Here is an 18805-nt window from a genome sequence, read left to right as displayed (position 1 = left end):
ATGAAGAATAGCAGTTGTTCATTTCGCCTTTTTAATGATAAAGAATGAAAAATAAATAAAAGCTGCTTTACTTCTTTTCATATCTATTTGTTGATCATTGGCGGAATAATTGGCGTTTATCGTTAAATTAATGTTATTTATTTGTTGATCAGTTTTGTTTTGTTAAAGAATATCTTCTTTATTCAAAGCAAATATTTTTATTATTCAGTAATAAAAGTATGCTATAATTATGTTAGATTATTTTTTTGGAGGAAAGTTCATGTTGTCAATTATAGTTCCTTGCTACAATGAAGAGGAATCGATTCCTATTTTTTTTGACGCTGTAGAAAAGGTCAGCGCGCAACTTCAACATGAAGTTGAATACATCTTTATTAACGATGGATCAAGAGACGGAACGCTGAACGCGTTAAGAAATTTATACCAAGCATGCCCGCAAAAGGTACGCTACTTATCTTTCTCCCGTAATTTTGGTAAAGAAGCAGGTCTATATGCAGGATTAAAAGAAGCTAGAGGAGATTTAATTACAGTAATGGACGTTGATCTACAAGACCCTCCAGAATTATTACCGCAAATGATTCAACTGTTGGCAGAAGATCCTGAATTAGATTGTATTGGAACGAGAAGAGGCGACCGCGCAGGTGAGCCACCAATTCGCAGCTTTTTTGCTAGAATGTTCTATCGTTTAGTTAATAAAATCGGTGAAACAGAAATGGTGGACGGAGCGAGAGACTTTCGTCTGATGACGCGTCAAATGGTCGATGCGATTTTAGAGCTTACTGAATATAATCGTTTTTCAAAGGGGATTTTCAGCTGGGTTGGTTTTAACACAAAATACCTTTCTTATGAAAATCGTGAACGCGTAGCTGGTTCAACGTCTTGGTCTTTTTGGAGCTTGTTAAGCTATTCAATTGATGGAATAGTTAATTTCTCAGAGGTTCCATTGAATTTCGCTTCTTATATTGGGGCTTTTTCATGTATGGGTTCTGTAATTGCTATGCTGGTTATCTTTTTTAAAACCATCATTAAAGGGGACCCTACCAACGGCTGGCCGTCATTAGTTTGCATTATTTTATTTGTCGGTGGCTTACAGCTCTTATGTCTGGGCATTATCGGAAAGTATATCGGCAAAATTTTCCTAGAGACAAAAAAACGCCCAGTTTATTTAGTAAAAGAAACTGAAAAAGATCAAAAACTTTAAAAAAACAAAAAGGTGAGTCGGTTCTGCAAGCAGCAGGCGACTCACCTTTTATTAATAGCCTTTTTTTAAGGAAATAGCATTTTTAGCTAATGTATGATTGGCCAGATAACTGGTTAAATTTTCTAAAAAGATAGTGGATAATTTAGTTTTAAAATGCGGAGTCAGTCCGGAGATATGCGGAGTGATTAATACATTTTCCATGTTCCAAAGCTCACTATCTTCTGGTAAAGGCTCTTCTTCAAAAACGTCTAATGCAGCGAAGCGTAGCTGACCGTTTTTCAATGCAGCAGTTAAGTCAGCTGTATTAACGGAAGGACCGCGACCCACATTCACAAAAACAGTTCCGGGCTTCATTGCCTGAAACATGTGTTCATTGTAAAGCTGATAGGTTTGATCCGTTAGAGGCAGGATATTGACGACAATATCCATTTCAGTAATAATTCGCTTCATATTTTTTTGAGAATAGCATTCTATAAAACCAGTAGTCGCACGTCCTGAAGTATTAACGCCATAGGTTTGAATACCTAGTCCTTGAGTAAAAGCGGCTAGCTGCTGGCCAATATGACCCGTTCCAACGATCAACATCTTTTGGCCGGATAACTGCTGATAGCTTAAATCGTCTCTGGACCAGACCTTTTCTTGTTGTTTAATGATACTTTTGCGAATCCCACGATATTCTGTGAACAGGACGCCTAAAACGTGCTCAGCAATTGAAATACTATGAATACCGCTGGCGTTCGACAATAATACTCCCTTTTTAGAAAATTGATCTAGGTCTAAAGTATCTACGCCAGCTGAAATAGTCTGTACCCATTTTAACTGGCTGTCAGGAGAAGTCAGTAATTGTTGTCCGAGTTCTTTATCCCAACCCAGCATAATTTCGATAGAATGGATATCCAAGGACGATAGCTCTTCTTTGGAAGCTGCCACTGTATAATTTTCCGCGGTTTGTTTGATTTTTTCTATTTGTTCTGCTTTTAATGGTTCATAAAGATAGATGATAGGTTTTTCCATCTTAAAGCCTCCTTGCTAAACCTATTGTATCAAAAACCAGCAAAAACAAAAAAAGATTGAACTAGTGTCACAGTTCAATCTTTCAACAAATTAGATTTCTTCGCCGCGAGCGTAAGCTTCAGCCATTAAATCTACTTCTTTTTTCAATTCTTCAACCATAATTTCTTCTGGAACTGTTCGGATTATTTTGCCTTTTTTAAACAGCATTCCTTTCCCATTACCGCCGGCGATACCGATGTGTGCTTCTCTGGCTTCACCTGGACCATTTACGGCACAGCCTAAAACAGCAACTTTGATTGGTGCTTTAATTTTTTCGATATATTCCTCGATTTCATTAGCAATTGGTATCAAGTCAATTTCAATTCGTCCGCAGGTTGGACAAGAAATCAAGGTGGCAGCGTTACTTGCCAAACCAAAAGCTTTTAAGACTTCTTTCGCTACTTTAATTTCTTCAACCGGATCTGCAGATAAAGAAACACGACAGGTATTACCGATTCCCCGTGATAATAAAGCACCTAGTCCAGCTGCTGATTTAATGCCGCCTGAAAACTTCGTACCGGCTTCAGTAATACCTAGGTGCAACGGATAATCAAAGGTTTGAGCAGCTAAAGTATAAGCTTCAATAGCTAAATTAACATCGCTGGCTTTCAAAGAAACAATAATATCATAAAAATCTAAGTCTTCTAAAATTTTAATATGCTCAACAGCGCTTGCTACCATTGCTTCGGCAGTAGGATAGCCATATTTTTGCAAGAATTTCTTTTCTAAGGAACCGGCATTAACACCGATACGAATGGGAATTCCTTTGGCTTTGCAGGCAGTCACGACCTTTTCTACGCGGTCTTTGCGTCCAATATTTCCCGGATTGATCCGGATTTTGTCAACGCCCTGTTCGATTGCTTTTAAAGCCAGACGATAATCGAAGTGAATATCAGCGACCAAAGGAATGGAGATCTGTCTTTTGATGTCGCCTAAAGCCGCAGCCGCCGCTTCATCAGGAACAGCCACCCGTACGATTTGACAACCGGCTTCTTCCAAGCGTTTGATTTGAGCGACTGTTGCTTTTACATCATGTGTTTTAGTTGTACACATACTTTGAATGAATAATTCATCATTACCACCAATCGTTAAATCACCAATTTTCACTGAGCGTGTATGTTTGCGATGGGTTAATTCTCCCATAATCAATTCTCTCCTTATTCGTGTTTCCTGATATTTATAAAGTAATGTAGCTTATATTTTAACACACTATGTTTCGTTTCTGTTTCTAAGAAAAGCTTAAGTTTTAAACAAGCGGCTGCCGTTCTTCATTTTTCAAAGCAAAGAAAAAGATTAGTAAAGAAGTAAAAATGATCAGATAACTGTCATCAAACGACTGGTTGAAAAAGTGAATCAAGCTGCTTAGAATCACCGGCAAGGTTGCACAATAAGCTGAAATCTTTAAACAGTCAAAAAAGCGTAACCGATAACGGCGAATTCTAGCATAAAGATTAGCTCCAAAAGCAATTAAGATTAAATTGATCAGCAAATTAAGAAAGGTCGGATACAAAGTAACAAAGAAAATGACCAGCTTTATCCAAAAAGGTACGCTTGATTCATCTAATGCTTTTTTTAAATTTTTACTATTAAGTCCGTCTAAGGTTCCTTTTTTATAAGGAACCTCAAGCTGATTGGCGCCTAATAAAGAATCTGTCATACCGGAACCTGGCAATGCGATCACAAATTCATCTTCTAAAAAGCCGATGCCGATCGTGCTGCCAACGGAGTCAGCGGCAATATCGCTAAGTGCCCGTTTGCCTTGCGGATCAAAGGTAAAAATAATTGAATTTGTTTGATAAATGAAACCTTTAGTGGCAGCAGAGGTCTGAAATTTTCCGTCTTTAATTTCAAATTCCGGGAGCTTTGCAGCGATTTTTTGGCCATCATTTTTGATGTCATGCATAATTGAAAAAATTTGCTTTGTGATAGGAACAGCTAAAACCATACTAAGAAAAATGATATACAGAATAACTTTTCCGAACGGCATTTTTTTCGCTCTACTAAGATCTGAGAATTTAAAGAGTGAGTCTTTAAAAAGTGTAAGTGTATTCATATTTATTCTCCTGCTCTAATTTTAAGTACATAGGTCATTCTAAAGGAGTTGTCAAGGAAAAACAAGTTTTACTCAAACACTGTAAGCAATTACTTTGAAGATTTACTTCAAATCTGGTAAGCTAAACTTGTATGAAATTATATACCAATTATTGGAGGGATTTTTAATGACTTACACTTTACCAGATTTACCTTATGCTTATGATGCGCTAGAACCTTATATTGATGTAGAAACCATGCATTTACATCACGACAAACATCACAATACGTATGTAACAAACCTAAATGCAGCAATTGAGAAACATCCTGAATTAGGCGAAAAATCAGTAGAAGAACTGATTTCTGATATGGACAGTATTCCTGAAGACATTCGTACAGCTGTACGCAATAATGGTGGCGGACATGCGAACCATTCATTCTTCTGGGAAATCATGGCTCCTAATGCCGGCGGCGAACCTACTGGCGAAATTAAAGCAGCGATTGATGAAGCTTTTGGTAGCTTTGATCAATTCAAAGAAGAATTTAAAACAGCTGCAACGGGTCGTTTCGGTTCAGGTTGGGCTTGGCTAGTTTTAAATAACGGCAAATTAGAAGTGACTTCAACTGCTAACCAAGATTCTCCATTAATGGAAGGCAAAACACCTATCTTGGGCTTAGACGTTTGGGAACATGCTTACTACCTTAAATACAAAAATGTCCGTCCAGATTACATCGGTGCATTTTGGAATGTTGTAAACTGGGACGAAGTAAACAAACGCTTTGCAGCAGCTTCAAAATAAAGAGAAACACAAAGAATAAGAAATTTTTTGAGGAAAACGGTAAATTACACTGTTTTCCTCTTTTTATTTGTGGCATACTAATAATATGGGAATATAAAAGTAAAATGGTTAAAGGAGTTTGTAGAATGGAAATAACGATGCAAAAGGTTCATGGTTCAGAAAATGATTTTTTCCTAATTGATGAAACAGAATTGGCTCAGTCGTTTACCTCAGCGGAAATAGAAGCCTTACGAGCTCAGCTTTGTAATAGAGAATCCGGGCTATTAGGCGGAGCGGATGGACTTTTGTTGGTTGAAGAAGTAAAAAAAAGCAGCTCGTTAGCTAAAATGCGCGTAATTAATAGTGACGGCAGTGAAGCAAGCATGTGCGGAAATGGTCTTAGAACAGTGGCTAGATATTTATCTGAAAAGCATCAAAAAGATTCTTTTAAGGTAGAAACGATGTTTGCTGCTTTAAAAGTCAGAAAAGCGCCACAATTAGGTGAACGAGTTGTCACTTATCAGGTGGAAATTTCTCCTGTTCGATTTGAAGCGCAAGCGATTCCCATGCAGACAAGAAATAATACTATTATTGACGAAGTTATTCCAGAGTTGTCTGATTCTCTCAAATTTTCTGCAGTGGCAGTGCCTAACCCGCACTTAATCACATTTGTTGATCATGCAACCCTGATGAGTGCTGAGTTTGAGCGCATAGCTACATATGTAAACGGTGAAAATCCGCTTTTCCCGGACGGTATTAATGTTAGTTTCGTAGAAGTTCTAGGCGAAAATCAGTTGTTCGTTCGCACCTTTGAACGTGGTGTAGGTTTTACCAGTGCTTGTGGTACCGCAATGTGTGCCAGCAGTCTGATGTACGTGCTGCTTTATAACGGTACATTTGGCGAGACGATCACTGTCAAAAATCAAGGCGGCCTTGTCAAAACCGTGGTTCATGAAAATGATGCGGACGGCTATTGGATGGAATTAATCGGAAATGCAACTGTTACCCATGAACTAACAGGAGAATTGACGGATTTTATTGAAGGAAGCTTTGAACGAGTAACAATAAAAGAAACGACGGAACATCAAGATTATTTAAATTTTTTAAAAACAGTGAACGATACTATTTAATTTAGATCGTCTCTTGTTTATGGTTGTTGGAGTTTTATAAAAAGAGTATGTGTGAAGCGATAAAAAGGTTGGGCAAGTCACAGATAATTAGTTGGTAATTATCTTTAAAGAAGGAATTCTTTTGTGATTTGTCTGTTGGTTGGTATCAAAATCTTCTAAAGGCAAAACGATCATAATTATTCTTACATAATTACTGTTTTATTTGTCGAACGCAAAACCACACGGCCAAATTCTCTTGGCTAAAATAAACCTCATTTTATTATCCACAAAACCAATAATCTGTAATTCAACCAATCAAACAACAATTCTCAAAATATATAAGAAATAGATCCAGAGTTATCTGTGACTGCAAAAGGATTCTATGACAGTTCTTTACCAAAAAGAAAGGGCTTTTAGCGCGAATAGTTTAATACACCAGTAATCGAAGTAGAAAAAATTAAAAAGCAGGCAGATTTTTGTTTACCCACAGAAAAATGCTCTTATTTGCTTATAGTCTTGAAGCACGCGAAAGACAATTATTTAGATAGTCAAAATTGGAGGAAAAAATGGAAGAGACAATCAGTATACAAGAATTAGTTGGAATTTTAAAAAAACGTGTAGGTTTAATCATTATAAGTATGTTTTTGGGTTTAGGAATTGCTGCAATTCTAACTTATTTTATACTTACTCCACAATACAGCTCTCAAGCGCAACTAATTGTCCGGCTGCCGCAAAATGAAACAACCAATGTTAATGATATAAACGGAAATCTGCAGATGATTAATACATACAAGGATTTAATCAAAAGTGACACTGTAATGACAGAAGTACAAAAAAGAATGCAAAAGCAATTTGATAGTGAACTATCATTAGATGCTTTAGGCACAAGTGTTTCAATCAATCAGTCACAAAATTCACAGATGTTTTCGATTATTTCTAAGGGAACAGATCCGATTGTTGCCCAAAATATCGCAAATCAAACGGCACTGGTGTTTCAGGAAAAAGCAAAAGATATGTTGAATGTAGATAAAATAACGATTATTTCAGCGGCAACAACAAACTTAAAGCCTGTTTCTCCTAATAACAATCTGAATCTTTTAATCGGGATCGTATTGGGATTAATTATCGGAATTACTCTTACATTCATCTTTGAGCTGTTTGACAAAACAATTAAAGACGATCGTTTTGTGACAGAAGAATTTGGTTTTGCTATTTTAGGCGTCGTACCGAATATGACGGCAAAAGAACAAAATGCAACAATGGTTCGCACGGAAGCTTTAAAAGAGAAGATGTTCGATGCAGAATTACAAAAAACAGCAACATCGAAAAATAATGCTAAGTTTGGAAATACGGCTGACCTGCCGACGCGTAAAAGTCGTTCAAGAGTCTAAAAAAAGAGGAGTATACGATGGCAAATAAACTAAGACAGCAAAAAAAACAAGCAACAAAAGCAGTAAGCTTAATTACCTTAGCAGATAGAACATCCCCTATCTCAGAACAATATCGAACTATTCGAACGAATATTCAATTTGCGATGGTCGACCGTGAATTAAAAACGTTAGTCGTCACTTCTTCAGGACCGAGCGAAGGTAAATCAACGACGTCAGCCAATCTAGCGATTGTTTTTGCTAATTCAGGAAAACGGATTTTATTAGTGGATGCTGATATGCGTAAGCCTACGGTTGCTAAAACATTTTCTATCGATAACAGCAGAGGAATAAGTACCATATTGGGGAATCGTGAAACAACTCTAAAACAAGTCATTCGCACTTCTGGAATTGATAATTTATCTTTAATGACAAGCGGACCTAAGCCGCCAAATCCTTCAGAACTGCTGGAATCAAATAGAATGACGGATTTAATTCAAAAGTTAAAAGAGCAATATGATTTAGTTATTTTTGATATGCCGCCTGTTGTTGCTGTTACAGATGCACAAATTGTAGCATCCAAAACAGATGGTACGATTATGGTAGTTCGAGAAAATGTCTCAAAAAAGGATTCCTTGTTAAAAGCTAAAAATTTACTAGAAATGGTGGATGCTAATATTTTAGGTGTAGTCTACAATGGTTCAAAAAATATTGTAGATCAAGGCTATTATTATGGATCCTAAACGACAGGGAGGATAATTTAGATGATTGATTTACATTGTCATATACTGCCTGGAATTGATGACGGTGCTCAAACGTTTGAAGATTCACTGGCAATGGCTCAAATGGCGGTTGGACAGGGAATTACTCATATTTTATGTACACCGCATCATAATAATGGAAAATACGATAATCCGGCTGGGAAGGTAATTTCCTGTGTAACTGCATTGCAGGAAGAGCTGGATCGACGACAGATTCCGCTTACCTTATTTGAAGGGCAAGAAGTTCGGATTAGCGGCGAATTGTTCGCTCAAATTGAAAACAACGAGCTTTTGTTTGCCGATCTCAGCAATCAATATCTGTTGATCGAATTTCCGACAAATGATGTACCTTCTTATGCAATACAATTATTTGAGCAATTGCTAAGTAAAGGTCATATTCCGATAATCGTTCACCCAGAAAGAAACAGTATCTTTATTAAAGACCCGAACCAGTTGTTGCCTTTTTTAGAAATGGGGGTTTTAACCCAACTAACGGCTCCGAGTTATGTTGGTATATTCGGCAGCCAAATTGAAAAAACGGCTAAAAAGATGGTTGCTCACAACTTAGTCTGTATGATGGCTTCAGATGCACATAACTTGAGAAAACGCGGTTTTTTTATGAAAAAAGCGTATGATGCCATTGAAAAAGATATGGGATTCGAACATGTCGCAGCGATGCAGCAAACGGCACGAGACATTTTAAATGGTGATCCTGTAGTAAGACCAGAGTTTACAGCAATAAGACGAAAACGATTTGGTTTGTTTTAAAAAATTATGCATAAAGGTTGGTGTGTGATTTTAAAAAACTAAAAAATAGAGTTGGTAACAATGTTTTTTAGTTTAAAAAAAGGAGAGATTAATTATGGAGGGTAAGATTACAGGAAGAGTAACAAATGAATTATATACAGATAAAGATGAGGCAAGAAAACTTAATGTACCAGCAATAAAAAAGAAAAAAAGTCTGTCCTTTTATTTTTTAAAACGGTGTTTGGATATAGTTATAAGTTTACTGGGCATCATCATCTTAAGTCCTGTTTTTTTGGTTGTTGCTTTTTTAATAAAATACGAAGATCGTAAAGGTTCTGTATTCTTTTCTCAAGAAAGAGTAGGGCAATGCGGACAGCTATTTACTATGTATAAATTTCGTTCTATGTGTACGGATGCTGAAGAAAAATTAGTTGAATTAATTGAATTAAATGAAATAGAAGGTGCAATGTTTAAAATGAAGGATGATCCTAGAGTTACCAAGGTAGGGAAAAAAATCCGTAAAACAAGTATTGATGAACTTCCACAATTGCTGAATGTATTAAAAGGTGAAATGTCATTGGTTGGCCCTAGACCTCCATTGCAAAGAGAAGTAGCTGAATACAGTCAACACGATATGCAGCGCTTAGGGGTAAAGCCAGGCTGTACAGGCTTGTGGCAGATTCAAGGCAGAAATGATGTTCATTTTGCTGATATGGTTGAACTTGATTTAGAGTACATACAAAATCAATCTATTTTCAACGATTTAAAAATTATCTTTCAAACCTTTCGTGTGATGTTCTTTTCAAAAGGAGCTTATTAATGACGGATCAGATACAACATATCTATATTATCGGATCAAAAGGAATCCCAGCGAAATACGGCGGTTTTGAAACTTTTGTTGAAAAGCTTACAGAATATAAAAAAACGGAAAATATTCAGTATCATGTTGCCTGTATGAACACTGAAGATCATTCATACGGGGATGGGAAAGCGCATTTTCAACATAATGGAGCAGATTGTTTTAACATTTATGTTCCTAATATAGGTCCGGCAAGAGCAATTTATTACGATATTAAAGCATTAGCTTATGCACTAAAATTGGCTGAGAAAAATAAAGATAATGCACCTGTTTTTTACGTTTTAGCCTGTCGTATAGGGCCCTTTATAAAGTATTTTAGAAAAAAGATTGAAAAAATTGGAGGCAAGCTGTATGTCAATCCCGACGGACATGAATGGCTTAGAGCAAAATGGAGTTATCCTGTTCGCAAGTATTGGAAATATTCTGAAAAGCTGATGGTCAAGCATGCAGACCTGTTGATCTGTGATAGCTTAAATATTGAAAAATATATCATTGAAGAATATAAAAAATTCAAGCCTGTAACTACGTATATTTCTTATGGTGCTGAAGTGGAAAAGTCGGTTTTAAAAGAGAATGATGAGCAAGTCGTACAATGGTTCAAAAAACATGATATTCAGCTTCACAACTATTTTTTAGTTGTAGGTCGTTTTGTCCCTGAAAATAATTACGAAACGATGATTCAGGAATTTATGAAATCAACATCGCAAAAAGATTTAGTGTTGATTACAAACATTGAAAAAAATAAATTTTATGCGAAGCTGCAAAAAGAAACGCAGTTTGAAAAAGATAAAAGAATCAAATTCGTAGGTACGGTCTACGACCAAGAATTATTGAAACTAATCCGAGAAAAAGCTTTCGGGTATATCCATGGACATGAGGTTGGCGGTACTAATCCTTCTCTTTTAGAAGCATTATCGTTAACCCAATTAAATTTATTATTGGACGTAGGGTTTAACCACGAAGTTGGAAGAGAGAGTGCGCTTTATTGGAAAAAAGATTCTAGTTTAAGCCAATGGTTAAATCAGTTGGAAAATAACGGCTTTCTTCAGCAAGCTTACGTGAATATCGGGTCAAGAGAGCATATCAGACAAGACTATTCGTGGAGTAAGATCGTAAGATTATATGAAAATCTGTGGGTAAAGAATGAATAAGGAGTAAATATATTGAAGCTTAGAGATTTACAATTAAAAGAGCTGGAATTGCTGATTTTGTTTAGGGATATTTGTGAGGAAAATCAATTAACCTATTATATTAGTGGAGGCACTTTTTTGGGTGCAATCAGACACAAAGGCTTCATTCCGTGGGATGATGATATTGATGTTGCTATGCCTAGAGAAGACTATGATAAATTTGTTCAACTTGCTCCTAAAGTTGTTAAAGGAGAGCATCAATTTTGGCATTATAGCCTTGTTTCAGAATCGAAACGGCCAAATTCTCGCTTAGTCGATTATTCTGTGAAAATTAAAAATAATAGCTGGAAGATTCCAAGAGAAGAACCTGTTTGGATTGATATTTTTCCTTTGGATGGGTTACCGAAATCACCGATCAAAGCAAAGCTTCATAAAATTAAATTATTAGTTTTGAAGGTTTTAGTTGGGTTTGCTAACTTCGAAAATATTCAAGACAATAAAAAAGGACGTCCTTGGTACGAGAGAGTATTGATTGCATTGAACAAAGTGTTTTCAATCGGGAAACTTTTAAATTTGACCAAACAATACGATTACCTTGAACAGTCGCTTAGAAAATATTCAAATGACTCTTCTGAAATTTTTTTTAATTTTCATGGTGCGTATAGATTTAACAGTATATTCAATAAAAAACAAATTTATGGTAATGGAATAAAAGTTGAATTTGAAGGCTTTGAGTTCAATGCACCCGCAAATTACGATGAATATTTAAAACAAATTTACGGCAATTATATGGAAGTACCACCTGAGCATATGAGAAACAAACATAATACTGAAGTGATAGGAGAGTAGGAAGCCCATTATGTATAAAAGAGGATTTACAGCAGGAACATTTGACATGCTCCATATTGGCCATTTAAATCTATTGAATGCCGCCAAGAAAAAATGCGACTATTTAATAGTTGGCGTAAATAGTGATGACTTAGTTTCAGTTTATAAAAATAAATTACCTATCATCAATTGTCAGGATAGAATGCAGCTTATCAATGCTTTGGAAATCGTTGATCAAGTGGAGTTAATGGATAATTTAGATAAAGTAGATGCTTGGAAAAAATTTCAATTCGATTGTGTGTTTATAGGCGATGATTGGAAAGGCTCAAGCAGATGGATTGAAACAGAAGAACAGCTAAAAAAATATGGGGTAGAGGTATGCTACCTTCCCTATACCAAAGGTGTTTCTTCAACAAAGTTGGCTAAAAAAATTATCAATAGCAAGGATGAAAGTAGATGCTAGTCAGCATAATTATGCCCATATTTAATTCCCAAGAATATCTGGGAAAAGCGATACAATCCGTGCTAGAGCAGGAATATTTAGATTTTGAATTATTGTTAATAGACGACTGCTCGTCTGATGACTCTGCTGAAATTGCTAAATCTTATGCAAAAAAGGATGCCAGAATTAGATTTTTTCAAAATAATGAGAATAGTGGTATTTGTGCGACAAGAAATAGAGGAATCAAATGTTCTGCCGGGGAGTATATAACGTTTTTAGATGATGATGACGAGCTGACTAAAGACTTTTTATCAGATAATGTACGTCTATTGAAAAAACAGACAGTAGATGCGGTTAAATTCGGTCGTGTATTGATAGATATAAACAAATCTGGAGCTGTTTTAAGAAAAACAGAAACTTCTTTTTACAACGAACATGAAAGAGAATTCACCTCGGAAAGCAAATATAACTATTATCATTTTTTTAAGAAAAATAACTTACTTCTAAATGTTTGGAATGGTCTTTATAGACGAAGCGTGATCGAAAAGCATCATATACTTTTTGATGAATCGATGAAATTTGGAAGTGAAGATGCCAAATTTTCTTATGAATTTTTTAATGCATGCGGAAATATAAGCATAAACCCTAAACCCTATTACATCCATTACAGAAGAGATCTGTCGTCAACTTCAAGAAAATATAACAAGAATAAAATTGATTCACTCCTTGAAACTGCTAGAGTTGAGTCACAAATTTGGCAGAAAATCACTGATGAAAAAGAGCAAAAATATATAGATACTTACAAACTCACGTATATAAAAACGATTATATCAAGTCAGCTACTGCACAGGGATTGCGATCTGTCAATTTCTGAAAAGAAATTATTATTACAACGAATCATTAGCGATAAAACGTTTGAATTGAAGCAAGAGGAAAAAGTATGGTCATTAAATTCTTTGTTCAAATTTTTATTAAAAAAAGAATACGTGACGATAATCCTTTCTATGTACACAGGGTATAAGAGGTTTCATGGAGAAAAATGGGATTAAGAGATGCAAAGAACTGAGGTGAATTCTGGTGTTAATACTCTTACTTATTACTATAGTATTTATTTTTTTCATTTCCATATTGCTGTTTAAAGGGGATTTTATTCATCCTGGAATGATTATTTCAGAAGTATTTTTATTCAGCACACTCTGTGCGTTGTACAATGTGAATCTATGGGCAATCGATCTTAGCTGGAAAACATATACAGTGATTATTTTTGGTATAGTCATATTTGTAGTTACAGCATATTCGGCTACTTTGTGTCTGCGCCTTTTCAATTGGGGAAGTTTAGAAACCGAGCAGAGTCAAGTAATTGAAATACCTAAAATTCAGCATATTTTTTCAATTGCTTTTTCTCTTTTTAGTGGTTTTTATTATGTAAAAGAAGTTCTGCGCATTGCAAGAAGTGTGGGCGGCGGCAGTAAAGAATGGTCAGTCATTATGTACCATTATCGCCAAGCTACTTCCTACGGTGTTTTAGAAGAAGGACAAGGTATGTCCGGCTTGGCTGGTCATATGTACGACTTGATGATTGCATTATCTTATGTTTATTTGTTTATTATCATCAATAATTTATTAATTCAAGGGGTTAAGGTTAAAAAAAGCCTTTTTTTACCCTTGATAATTTCTTCCATAACTACATTTATGTCTGCTGCAAGAATTCAAGTTCTGTATTTTGCTATGGCGGCAGTTGTGTTCTTTTTTATTTTAACGTATAAAAAATATGGAAAAGATATGGTCAATGCCAAGCAATTAATCAAAATTGCTTGTTTCCTTATTGTGATTTTTATTTGCTTTGTCTCGTTAAGAGGGGTTATCGGAAGAGGGTTGAGTGAAAAAGCATCGAGTGATCCACTGTATTATTTTACGGTATATGCAGGTGGTCCAATTCCGTTATTGGATTCTTTTTTGAAATCACCTCCTGTTTCATCTGAAATATTCGGGAAAGAGCTGTTTTTTAGAATTAACAGGTTTATAGGGGGAACCTTTAATATACCGGAATTAATCTACATCTCACACAAAGAATTTAGATATTCAGTTACAGGGTATAGTTTAGGAAATGTATACACCGCTTTTAGATCCTATATTTATGATTTTGGCATGTCTGGTTTATTATTGTTTACAACATTAACTTCAGCTTTCTATTCTTTCTTTTACGGATATGTAAAATTAAAACCTGTTTCACAGAACAAATCAAATACAGCGCTGATTATATATGGCTATATGGTATCGGGCGTATTTTTAATGTCAATTAGTGAGCGACTGTTTTCGATCTTTTTTTCGGTCAATAGTTTAAAAATGATTTGCTTTATCTATCTGGCTAATATATTCTTGACGAGAATGAAATTTAGCAGATAGTTTCTTGGAAAATTTCGTTCATGGCAGAGATAAATATTCTTTTTTTGAACACTAAGAAACAGACTTATTTTACATTTACATTAAGATATTCTGCGATTCTTTAAAAAAAGTTGCGACAAGAATCAATCTATGAGAAAATAGGTTTCATGAATTATTCTTTCAAAAATGAGGAAGTGTCTTATGAACGTATGGAAAAAAGTAATATTAACTGCTTTAGGCCTCGTGTTAATTTCTGTTGCCGGTATATGCGCATACGGAATAAAAATGTATTCTGACGGAACCGGAACATTAAAAGATGTTTATCAATCTATTGACCGGACTTCTAAGAAAAGAGAAACAGCCGTTAATATTGATGCTCAGGAACCATTTTCTATTTTGCTGATGGGCATTGACACTGGTGATTTAGGACGGACTGAGCAAGGACGTTCTGATACTACTATGGTCGTTACGATTAATCCAAAAGAGAAAAAGTCTACGATGATTAGTTTAGATCGAGATATTTTAACAAATATTGTTGGTTATGGTACTCAAGATAAATTAAATCATGCTTACGCGTTTGGCGGAGCCAAAATGGCGATTGATACAGTAGAAGAATTATTGGATATTCCAATTGATAATTATGTGTCGATTAATATGAAAGGCTTGAAAGACTTAATAGATGCAGTAGGCGGAATAGAGGTCGATAATCCATTTGAATTTACTTTAGATGGAATTACGGTTCCTAAAGGAAAAATTACTTTGAATTCTGAAACTGGTTTGGCATATGCTAGAATGCGTGAGGAAGATCCAGAAGGAGATATCGGTCGTCAGCGTCGTCAAAGAGAAGTTGTTGAAAAGATCGTTAAAAAAGTCATTAGTATAAATGGCGTTTCACAATATAGAAAAATTTTAGATGCAGTTAAAGCAAATGTAAAAACTGATCTGACTTGGGATAATATGGTAGATATTCAGAAGAAATATTTGCCAGCGTTTAGTAACATTGATTCCTTACAATTAGAAGGAGAAGGACAAGAAATTAATAGTATTTACTATCAAATTTTAGATCCAGAAAAGCTTTATAAAATTCAAACGGATTTGCGTGCTCAGTTAGGCTTACCTGAAAATAAAGAAATGCAAGCAAAAGATAATAGCAACTTCGGCTCATACGGCAATGATGGTACGTATGGAGCATCTGATGGCACTTCTGTTGAAACAGGATATTATGATGCCAACCAAGGAGGAGCTGTGACAGATCCTAATCAAGGTGAAATTTATACAGATCCTAATAATGCAGCAGTAGGCTATTAAAAAAGATTTCTATTCTCAAATCGAGAATAGAAATCTTTTTTTACTACTTGCTTTTTAATACTAGTAATCTTTTTTTTAAAATGGTATAATTGGACTATACCAAAAGTAAAGGGGCAATTTCTAATGGAAATCATTAAAGTAGCAAACGCCGAAGAAGGCGGCAAAAAAGCTTTTGAATTAATTAAGACAGGTATGGACAATGGCGCTAAGACGTTGGGACTGGCAACAGGAAGCACACCGGTAACTTTATATAAAGAAATGACAGAAAGTGACTTGGACTTTTCAGAAATGACTTCTTTAAACTTGGATGAATATGTTGGCTTGGGCGGTAATGATGCACAAAGCTATCGTCATTTTATGAATGAACAATTATTTACGAAAAAACCATTTAAAGAAACATTTGTACCAAATGGAAAAGCAGAAGACTTGGCAGCTGAATGTAAACATTATGAAGAAATTATTGATGCTCATCCGATTGATATTCAAATTTTAGGAATTGGTCAAAATGGACACATTGGTTTCAACGAACCAGGGACTCCGCTAGATAGTTTGACACACGTTGTTGAGCTAACTGAATCTACAATCAATGCCAACAAACGTTATTTTGACAAAGTAGAAGACGTGCCAACAAGAGCTGTCTCTATGGGGATTGGTTCAATTCTGAAAGGTAAAAAAATGATTTTGATGGCTTATGGTGAAGCAAAAGCAGATGCTATCAAAGGGATGATCGACGGTCCTGTATCTGTTGATTTGCCAGCAAGTGCTTTACAAAATCACCCGGATGTTGTAGTTATCGTAGATGATGCTGCAGCCAGCAAATTATAAAAATAAACGTTAGAAGAACAAGTTTCTGCCCAATTGTTTATTAAAAAGTATGAGGTAAAGGTCTATGTCTATGACTGATACTTCATGCTTTTTTATTTAAGATTATGTGGTCTAGCGAATCTATAAAGTAAAATTAATGCTATAATAAAAGGATAGTGAAAGGAGAGGTTCGGAGATGGATATTTATTTAACAATTCCTGAAATCATTATACGTCTATGTTTAGCGATGCTAATCGGCGGAACAATAGGCTTTGAAAGGCAATATAAAAATCGACCGGCCGGGCTGCGAACGCATATTTTAGTTTGTATGGGAGCAACGATTATTGCGCTGGTTCAAGTTGAAATCGCTGCCAGTGCCTTACAGGATGCCGTCAACCATCCAGAACTTACCGGCGTTATTCGTTCAGATCAGGCACGGCTAATTGCTCAAGTAGTCAGCGGCATTGGTTTCCTTGGTGCTGGAACAATTATTGTCACTAAGCAATCTGTGACAGGTCTTACAACGGCCGCTTCATTATGGGCAGCGGCGGGCTTAGGTATTTCAATTGGCATGGGCTATTATGCGATTGCGATTACCAGTGCGGTTGGCGTTATTATCGCTTTAACCTTGGTGAAAAAAATTATTCATGTACCAACTACAAAAAAGCTGGAAATTCGCTATATCCATAAAAAAGAAACCAAAGAATTCATTAATCAATATTTTGATGAACATAAAATCGAAATTGAAGATGTCAATTTTAGTGTCGTTTTAACAGAAGATACTCAAATCTACACCAATATTTATACGATTGACTTGCCCAAAGGAATGACCTATGCGGAAGTCATAGAAGATTTATCCATTCATAAAAACATTACTAAGCTGCGTCTGGTTAGTATCTAATGAAGCACAATATAACACAAACAAAGGTGAGAGCAAAAGAGGTTGAGCCAAAAGTCGTTTAGGTTCGAGCAATTGGAGTAAAAGACGACCAATATGCTTTTTATATTGGTCGGATTTTATGAAATTGTCGAAGAACCTGACTTTTGGCCACCGTTTATTCGTACTTAGAGCGTGAAGCAAAAGTGTTATTTACTTTTGTCTCACGCCCCCTTTTGACCTTACCTTTTATAGTATTAATAATCCAAGGAAGAAGCAGAATATTATCGTTATGACACCGCTGAAAAAATTCACCCAATCATTTGTTAGCCAGCTAATACCAGCAATATGAATCGCTGGTTCTTGATGGTGCACTCGTTTTTCAGTCAGTGCGCCACAGATTTTACAGCGGTATTTGACTTGAAAAGCGGCTCCCAACAAACTATCGATGACAGAATTGATACAACCACATAGTAGCGGGATAAGTAATATCTGATAGGAAGCATATGAAAAAGCAGCCGTCACAAGCCAGAAAACACCTGCTATCAACAAGCTGCCAGCTAAAGTAGCCCCCAAACCAAACGGAGAAATACCACCTGAAATTCCAGGAGGAACTTTTTTTAATGTTAAGATGGAGCGAGGCGGTCGTTTACTTAATGTGCCAATTTCAGAAGCCCAAGTATCAGCAGTTGCACCGGCAATTCCGCTGACATAGCCAATTAAAAATAACTCCTGCTGTGTGTAATAAAACAGCATCAGACAAAACAAGGCCGGCAAGCTATTAGCTGTTACTTGGAAGGCATCGCGCGTATGCCCTTTTTCAGTAATCGAAGTCGCAGAGGGATTGCTTAGCTTCCGTGTGAGTAAATGAATACCACCGGAACTGCCGAAGAATAGCAGCAAGACTAGCCAGGTTGACCATGGACCATATCCGCAAATCAAAGCACCTAAAAGACCCGCAGCAACTGCGCCGGATTTGGTCAGCATACGATGAACCAAAGAAAAAAAGCCGATGATACTACCAGCTAAGCCACCTAGAATAAATTTGTAAAGCAAAATTGTCATAAGTCACCACCTATTGACCGTATTGTCTTCCAAAAGTATAACACGAATAAATAAAAAAGGAT

At 35.9% G+C, this 18805-nt stretch carries 19 protein-coding genes; 15 read left to right on the top strand and 4 right to left on the bottom strand.

The window, feature by feature from the left end:
- The first annotated feature begins 259 nt into the window (after nt 1-259).
- The gene (locus ABH902_RS10745) at nt 260-1198 is read left to right on the top strand and encodes a glycosyltransferase family 2 protein (RefSeq protein WP_404590718.1); all 939 of its coding nucleotides are present in this window, start codon (nt 260-262) and stop codon (nt 1196-1198) included.
- 51 nt (nt 1199-1249) lie between these two features.
- On the opposite strand, the gene ABH902_RS10740 is transcribed toward ABH902_RS10745, so the two are convergent.
- The 3 genes from ABH902_RS10740 to ABH902_RS10730 form a co-directional block, all read right to left on the bottom strand.
- Nucleotides 1250-2212 carry a phosphoglycerate dehydrogenase gene (locus tag ABH902_RS10740; RefSeq protein WP_404590717.1) on the bottom strand — a complete coding sequence of 321 codons (963 nt, stop codon included), beginning with the start codon at nt 2210-2212 and terminating at the stop codon, nt 1250-1252.
- A 90-nt stretch (nt 2213-2302) separates the two neighbouring features.
- Nucleotides 2303-3394 (bottom strand): flavodoxin-dependent (E)-4-hydroxy-3-methylbut-2-enyl-diphosphate synthase, encoded by a 1092-nt coding sequence (ispG, locus tag ABH902_RS10735; protein WP_404590716.1) that lies wholly within the window; start codon nt 3392-3394, stop codon nt 2303-2305.
- Between the two features lie 103 nt (nt 3395-3497).
- Nucleotides 3498-4304, bottom strand: coding sequence for a DUF1189 domain-containing protein (locus ABH902_RS10730; RefSeq protein ID WP_404590715.1), 807 nt, complete (start codon nt 4302-4304; stop codon nt 3498-3500).
- A gap of 166 nt (nt 4305-4470) precedes the next feature.
- Between ABH902_RS10730 and ABH902_RS10725 the strand changes: the two genes are divergently transcribed.
- The 14 genes from ABH902_RS10725 (at nt 4471) to ABH902_RS10660 (ending at nt 17702) form a co-directional block, all read left to right on the top strand.
- Entirely contained in the window at nt 4471-5082 is a 612-nt protein-coding gene (locus tag ABH902_RS10725; protein ID WP_404590714.1) for a superoxide dismutase, read from the top strand.
- Nucleotides 5083-5207: 125 nt separating this feature from the next.
- Nucleotides 5208-6191: a diaminopimelate epimerase gene (gene dapF / locus ABH902_RS10720; protein ID WP_404590713.1), complete on the top strand. Its 984-nt coding sequence runs from the start codon at nt 5208-5210 to the stop codon at nt 6189-6191.
- 545 nt (nt 6192-6736) lie between these two features.
- Nucleotides 6737-7561 (top strand): YveK family protein, encoded by an 825-nt coding sequence (locus ABH902_RS10715; RefSeq protein ID WP_404590712.1) that lies wholly within the window; start codon nt 6737-6739, stop codon nt 7559-7561.
- A 17-nt stretch (nt 7562-7578) separates the two neighbouring features.
- Nucleotides 7579-8280 carry a CpsD/CapB family tyrosine-protein kinase gene (locus ABH902_RS10710; RefSeq protein ID WP_404590711.1) on the top strand — a complete coding sequence of 234 codons (702 nt, stop codon included), beginning with the start codon at nt 7579-7581 and terminating at the stop codon, nt 8278-8280.
- Nucleotides 8281-8301: 21 nt separating this feature from the next.
- The gene (locus ABH902_RS10705; protein ID WP_404590710.1) at nt 8302-9066 is read left to right on the top strand and encodes a tyrosine-protein phosphatase; all 765 of its coding nucleotides are present in this window, start codon (nt 8302-8304) and stop codon (nt 9064-9066) included.
- A gap of 94 nt (nt 9067-9160) precedes the next feature.
- The gene (locus ABH902_RS10700) at nt 9161-9865 is read left to right on the top strand and encodes a sugar transferase (RefSeq protein WP_404590709.1); all 705 of its coding nucleotides are present in this window, start codon (nt 9161-9163) and stop codon (nt 9863-9865) included.
- The gene (gene cps2T / locus ABH902_RS10695) at nt 9865-11055 is read left to right on the top strand and encodes a beta 1-4 rhamnosyltransferase Cps2T (RefSeq protein WP_404590708.1); all 1191 of its coding nucleotides are present in this window, start codon (nt 9865-9867) and stop codon (nt 11053-11055) included. The genes ABH902_RS10700 and cps2T overlap by 1 nt, the downstream gene beginning before the upstream one ends.
- A 12-nt stretch (nt 11056-11067) precedes the next feature.
- The gene (locus tag ABH902_RS10690; RefSeq protein WP_404590707.1) at nt 11068-11883 is read left to right on the top strand and encodes a phosphorylcholine transferase LicD; all 816 of its coding nucleotides are present in this window, start codon (nt 11068-11070) and stop codon (nt 11881-11883) included.
- A gap of 10 nt (nt 11884-11893) precedes the next feature.
- On the top strand, nt 11894-12325 hold the full coding sequence (locus ABH902_RS10685) for an adenylyltransferase/cytidyltransferase family protein (protein WP_404590706.1): 432 nt from the start codon (nt 11894-11896) through the stop codon (nt 12323-12325).
- A complete protein-coding gene (locus tag ABH902_RS10680) occupies nt 12319-13353 on the top strand; it encodes a glycosyltransferase family 2 protein (protein ID WP_404590705.1) in 1035 nt (344 codons plus the stop codon). Before ABH902_RS10685 ends, ABH902_RS10680 begins: the two co-directional genes overlap by 7 nt.
- Before the next feature lie 28 nt (nt 13354-13381).
- Complete coding sequence (locus ABH902_RS10675) at nt 13382-14710, top strand: O-antigen polymerase (RefSeq protein WP_404590704.1); 1329 nt, start codon at nt 13382-13384, stop codon at nt 14708-14710.
- Nucleotides 14711-14890: 180 nt separating this feature from the next.
- Nucleotides 14891-15997 (top strand): LCP family protein, encoded by a 1107-nt coding sequence (locus ABH902_RS10670; RefSeq protein WP_404590703.1) that lies wholly within the window; start codon nt 14891-14893, stop codon nt 15995-15997.
- A gap of 123 nt (nt 15998-16120) precedes the next feature.
- Entirely contained in the window at nt 16121-16822 is a 702-nt protein-coding gene (nagB, locus tag ABH902_RS10665; protein ID WP_404590702.1) for a glucosamine-6-phosphate deaminase, read from the top strand.
- A gap of 175 nt (nt 16823-16997) precedes the next feature.
- Nucleotides 16998-17702, top strand: a complete 705-nt coding sequence (locus tag ABH902_RS10660) for an MgtC/SapB family protein (RefSeq protein ID WP_404590701.1) — start codon at nt 16998-17000, stop codon at nt 17700-17702.
- A gap of 225 nt (nt 17703-17927) precedes the next feature.
- On the opposite strand, the gene ABH902_RS10655 is transcribed toward ABH902_RS10660, so the two are convergent.
- Nucleotides 17928-18743, bottom strand: a complete 816-nt coding sequence (locus ABH902_RS10655; protein WP_404590700.1) for a DUF92 domain-containing protein — start codon at nt 18741-18743, stop codon at nt 17928-17930.
- Between the last annotated feature and the right edge of the window lie 62 nt (nt 18744-18805).

It is taken from the genome of Enterococcus sp. UD-01, from assembly GCF_044909655.1.
In the GTDB taxonomy this organism is placed as follows: Bacteria; Bacillota; Bacilli; order Lactobacillales; family Enterococcaceae; genus Enterococcus_L.
Note: the sequence above shows the minus strand (reverse complement) of the source record. Positions and strands in the feature narration are given on the sequence as shown.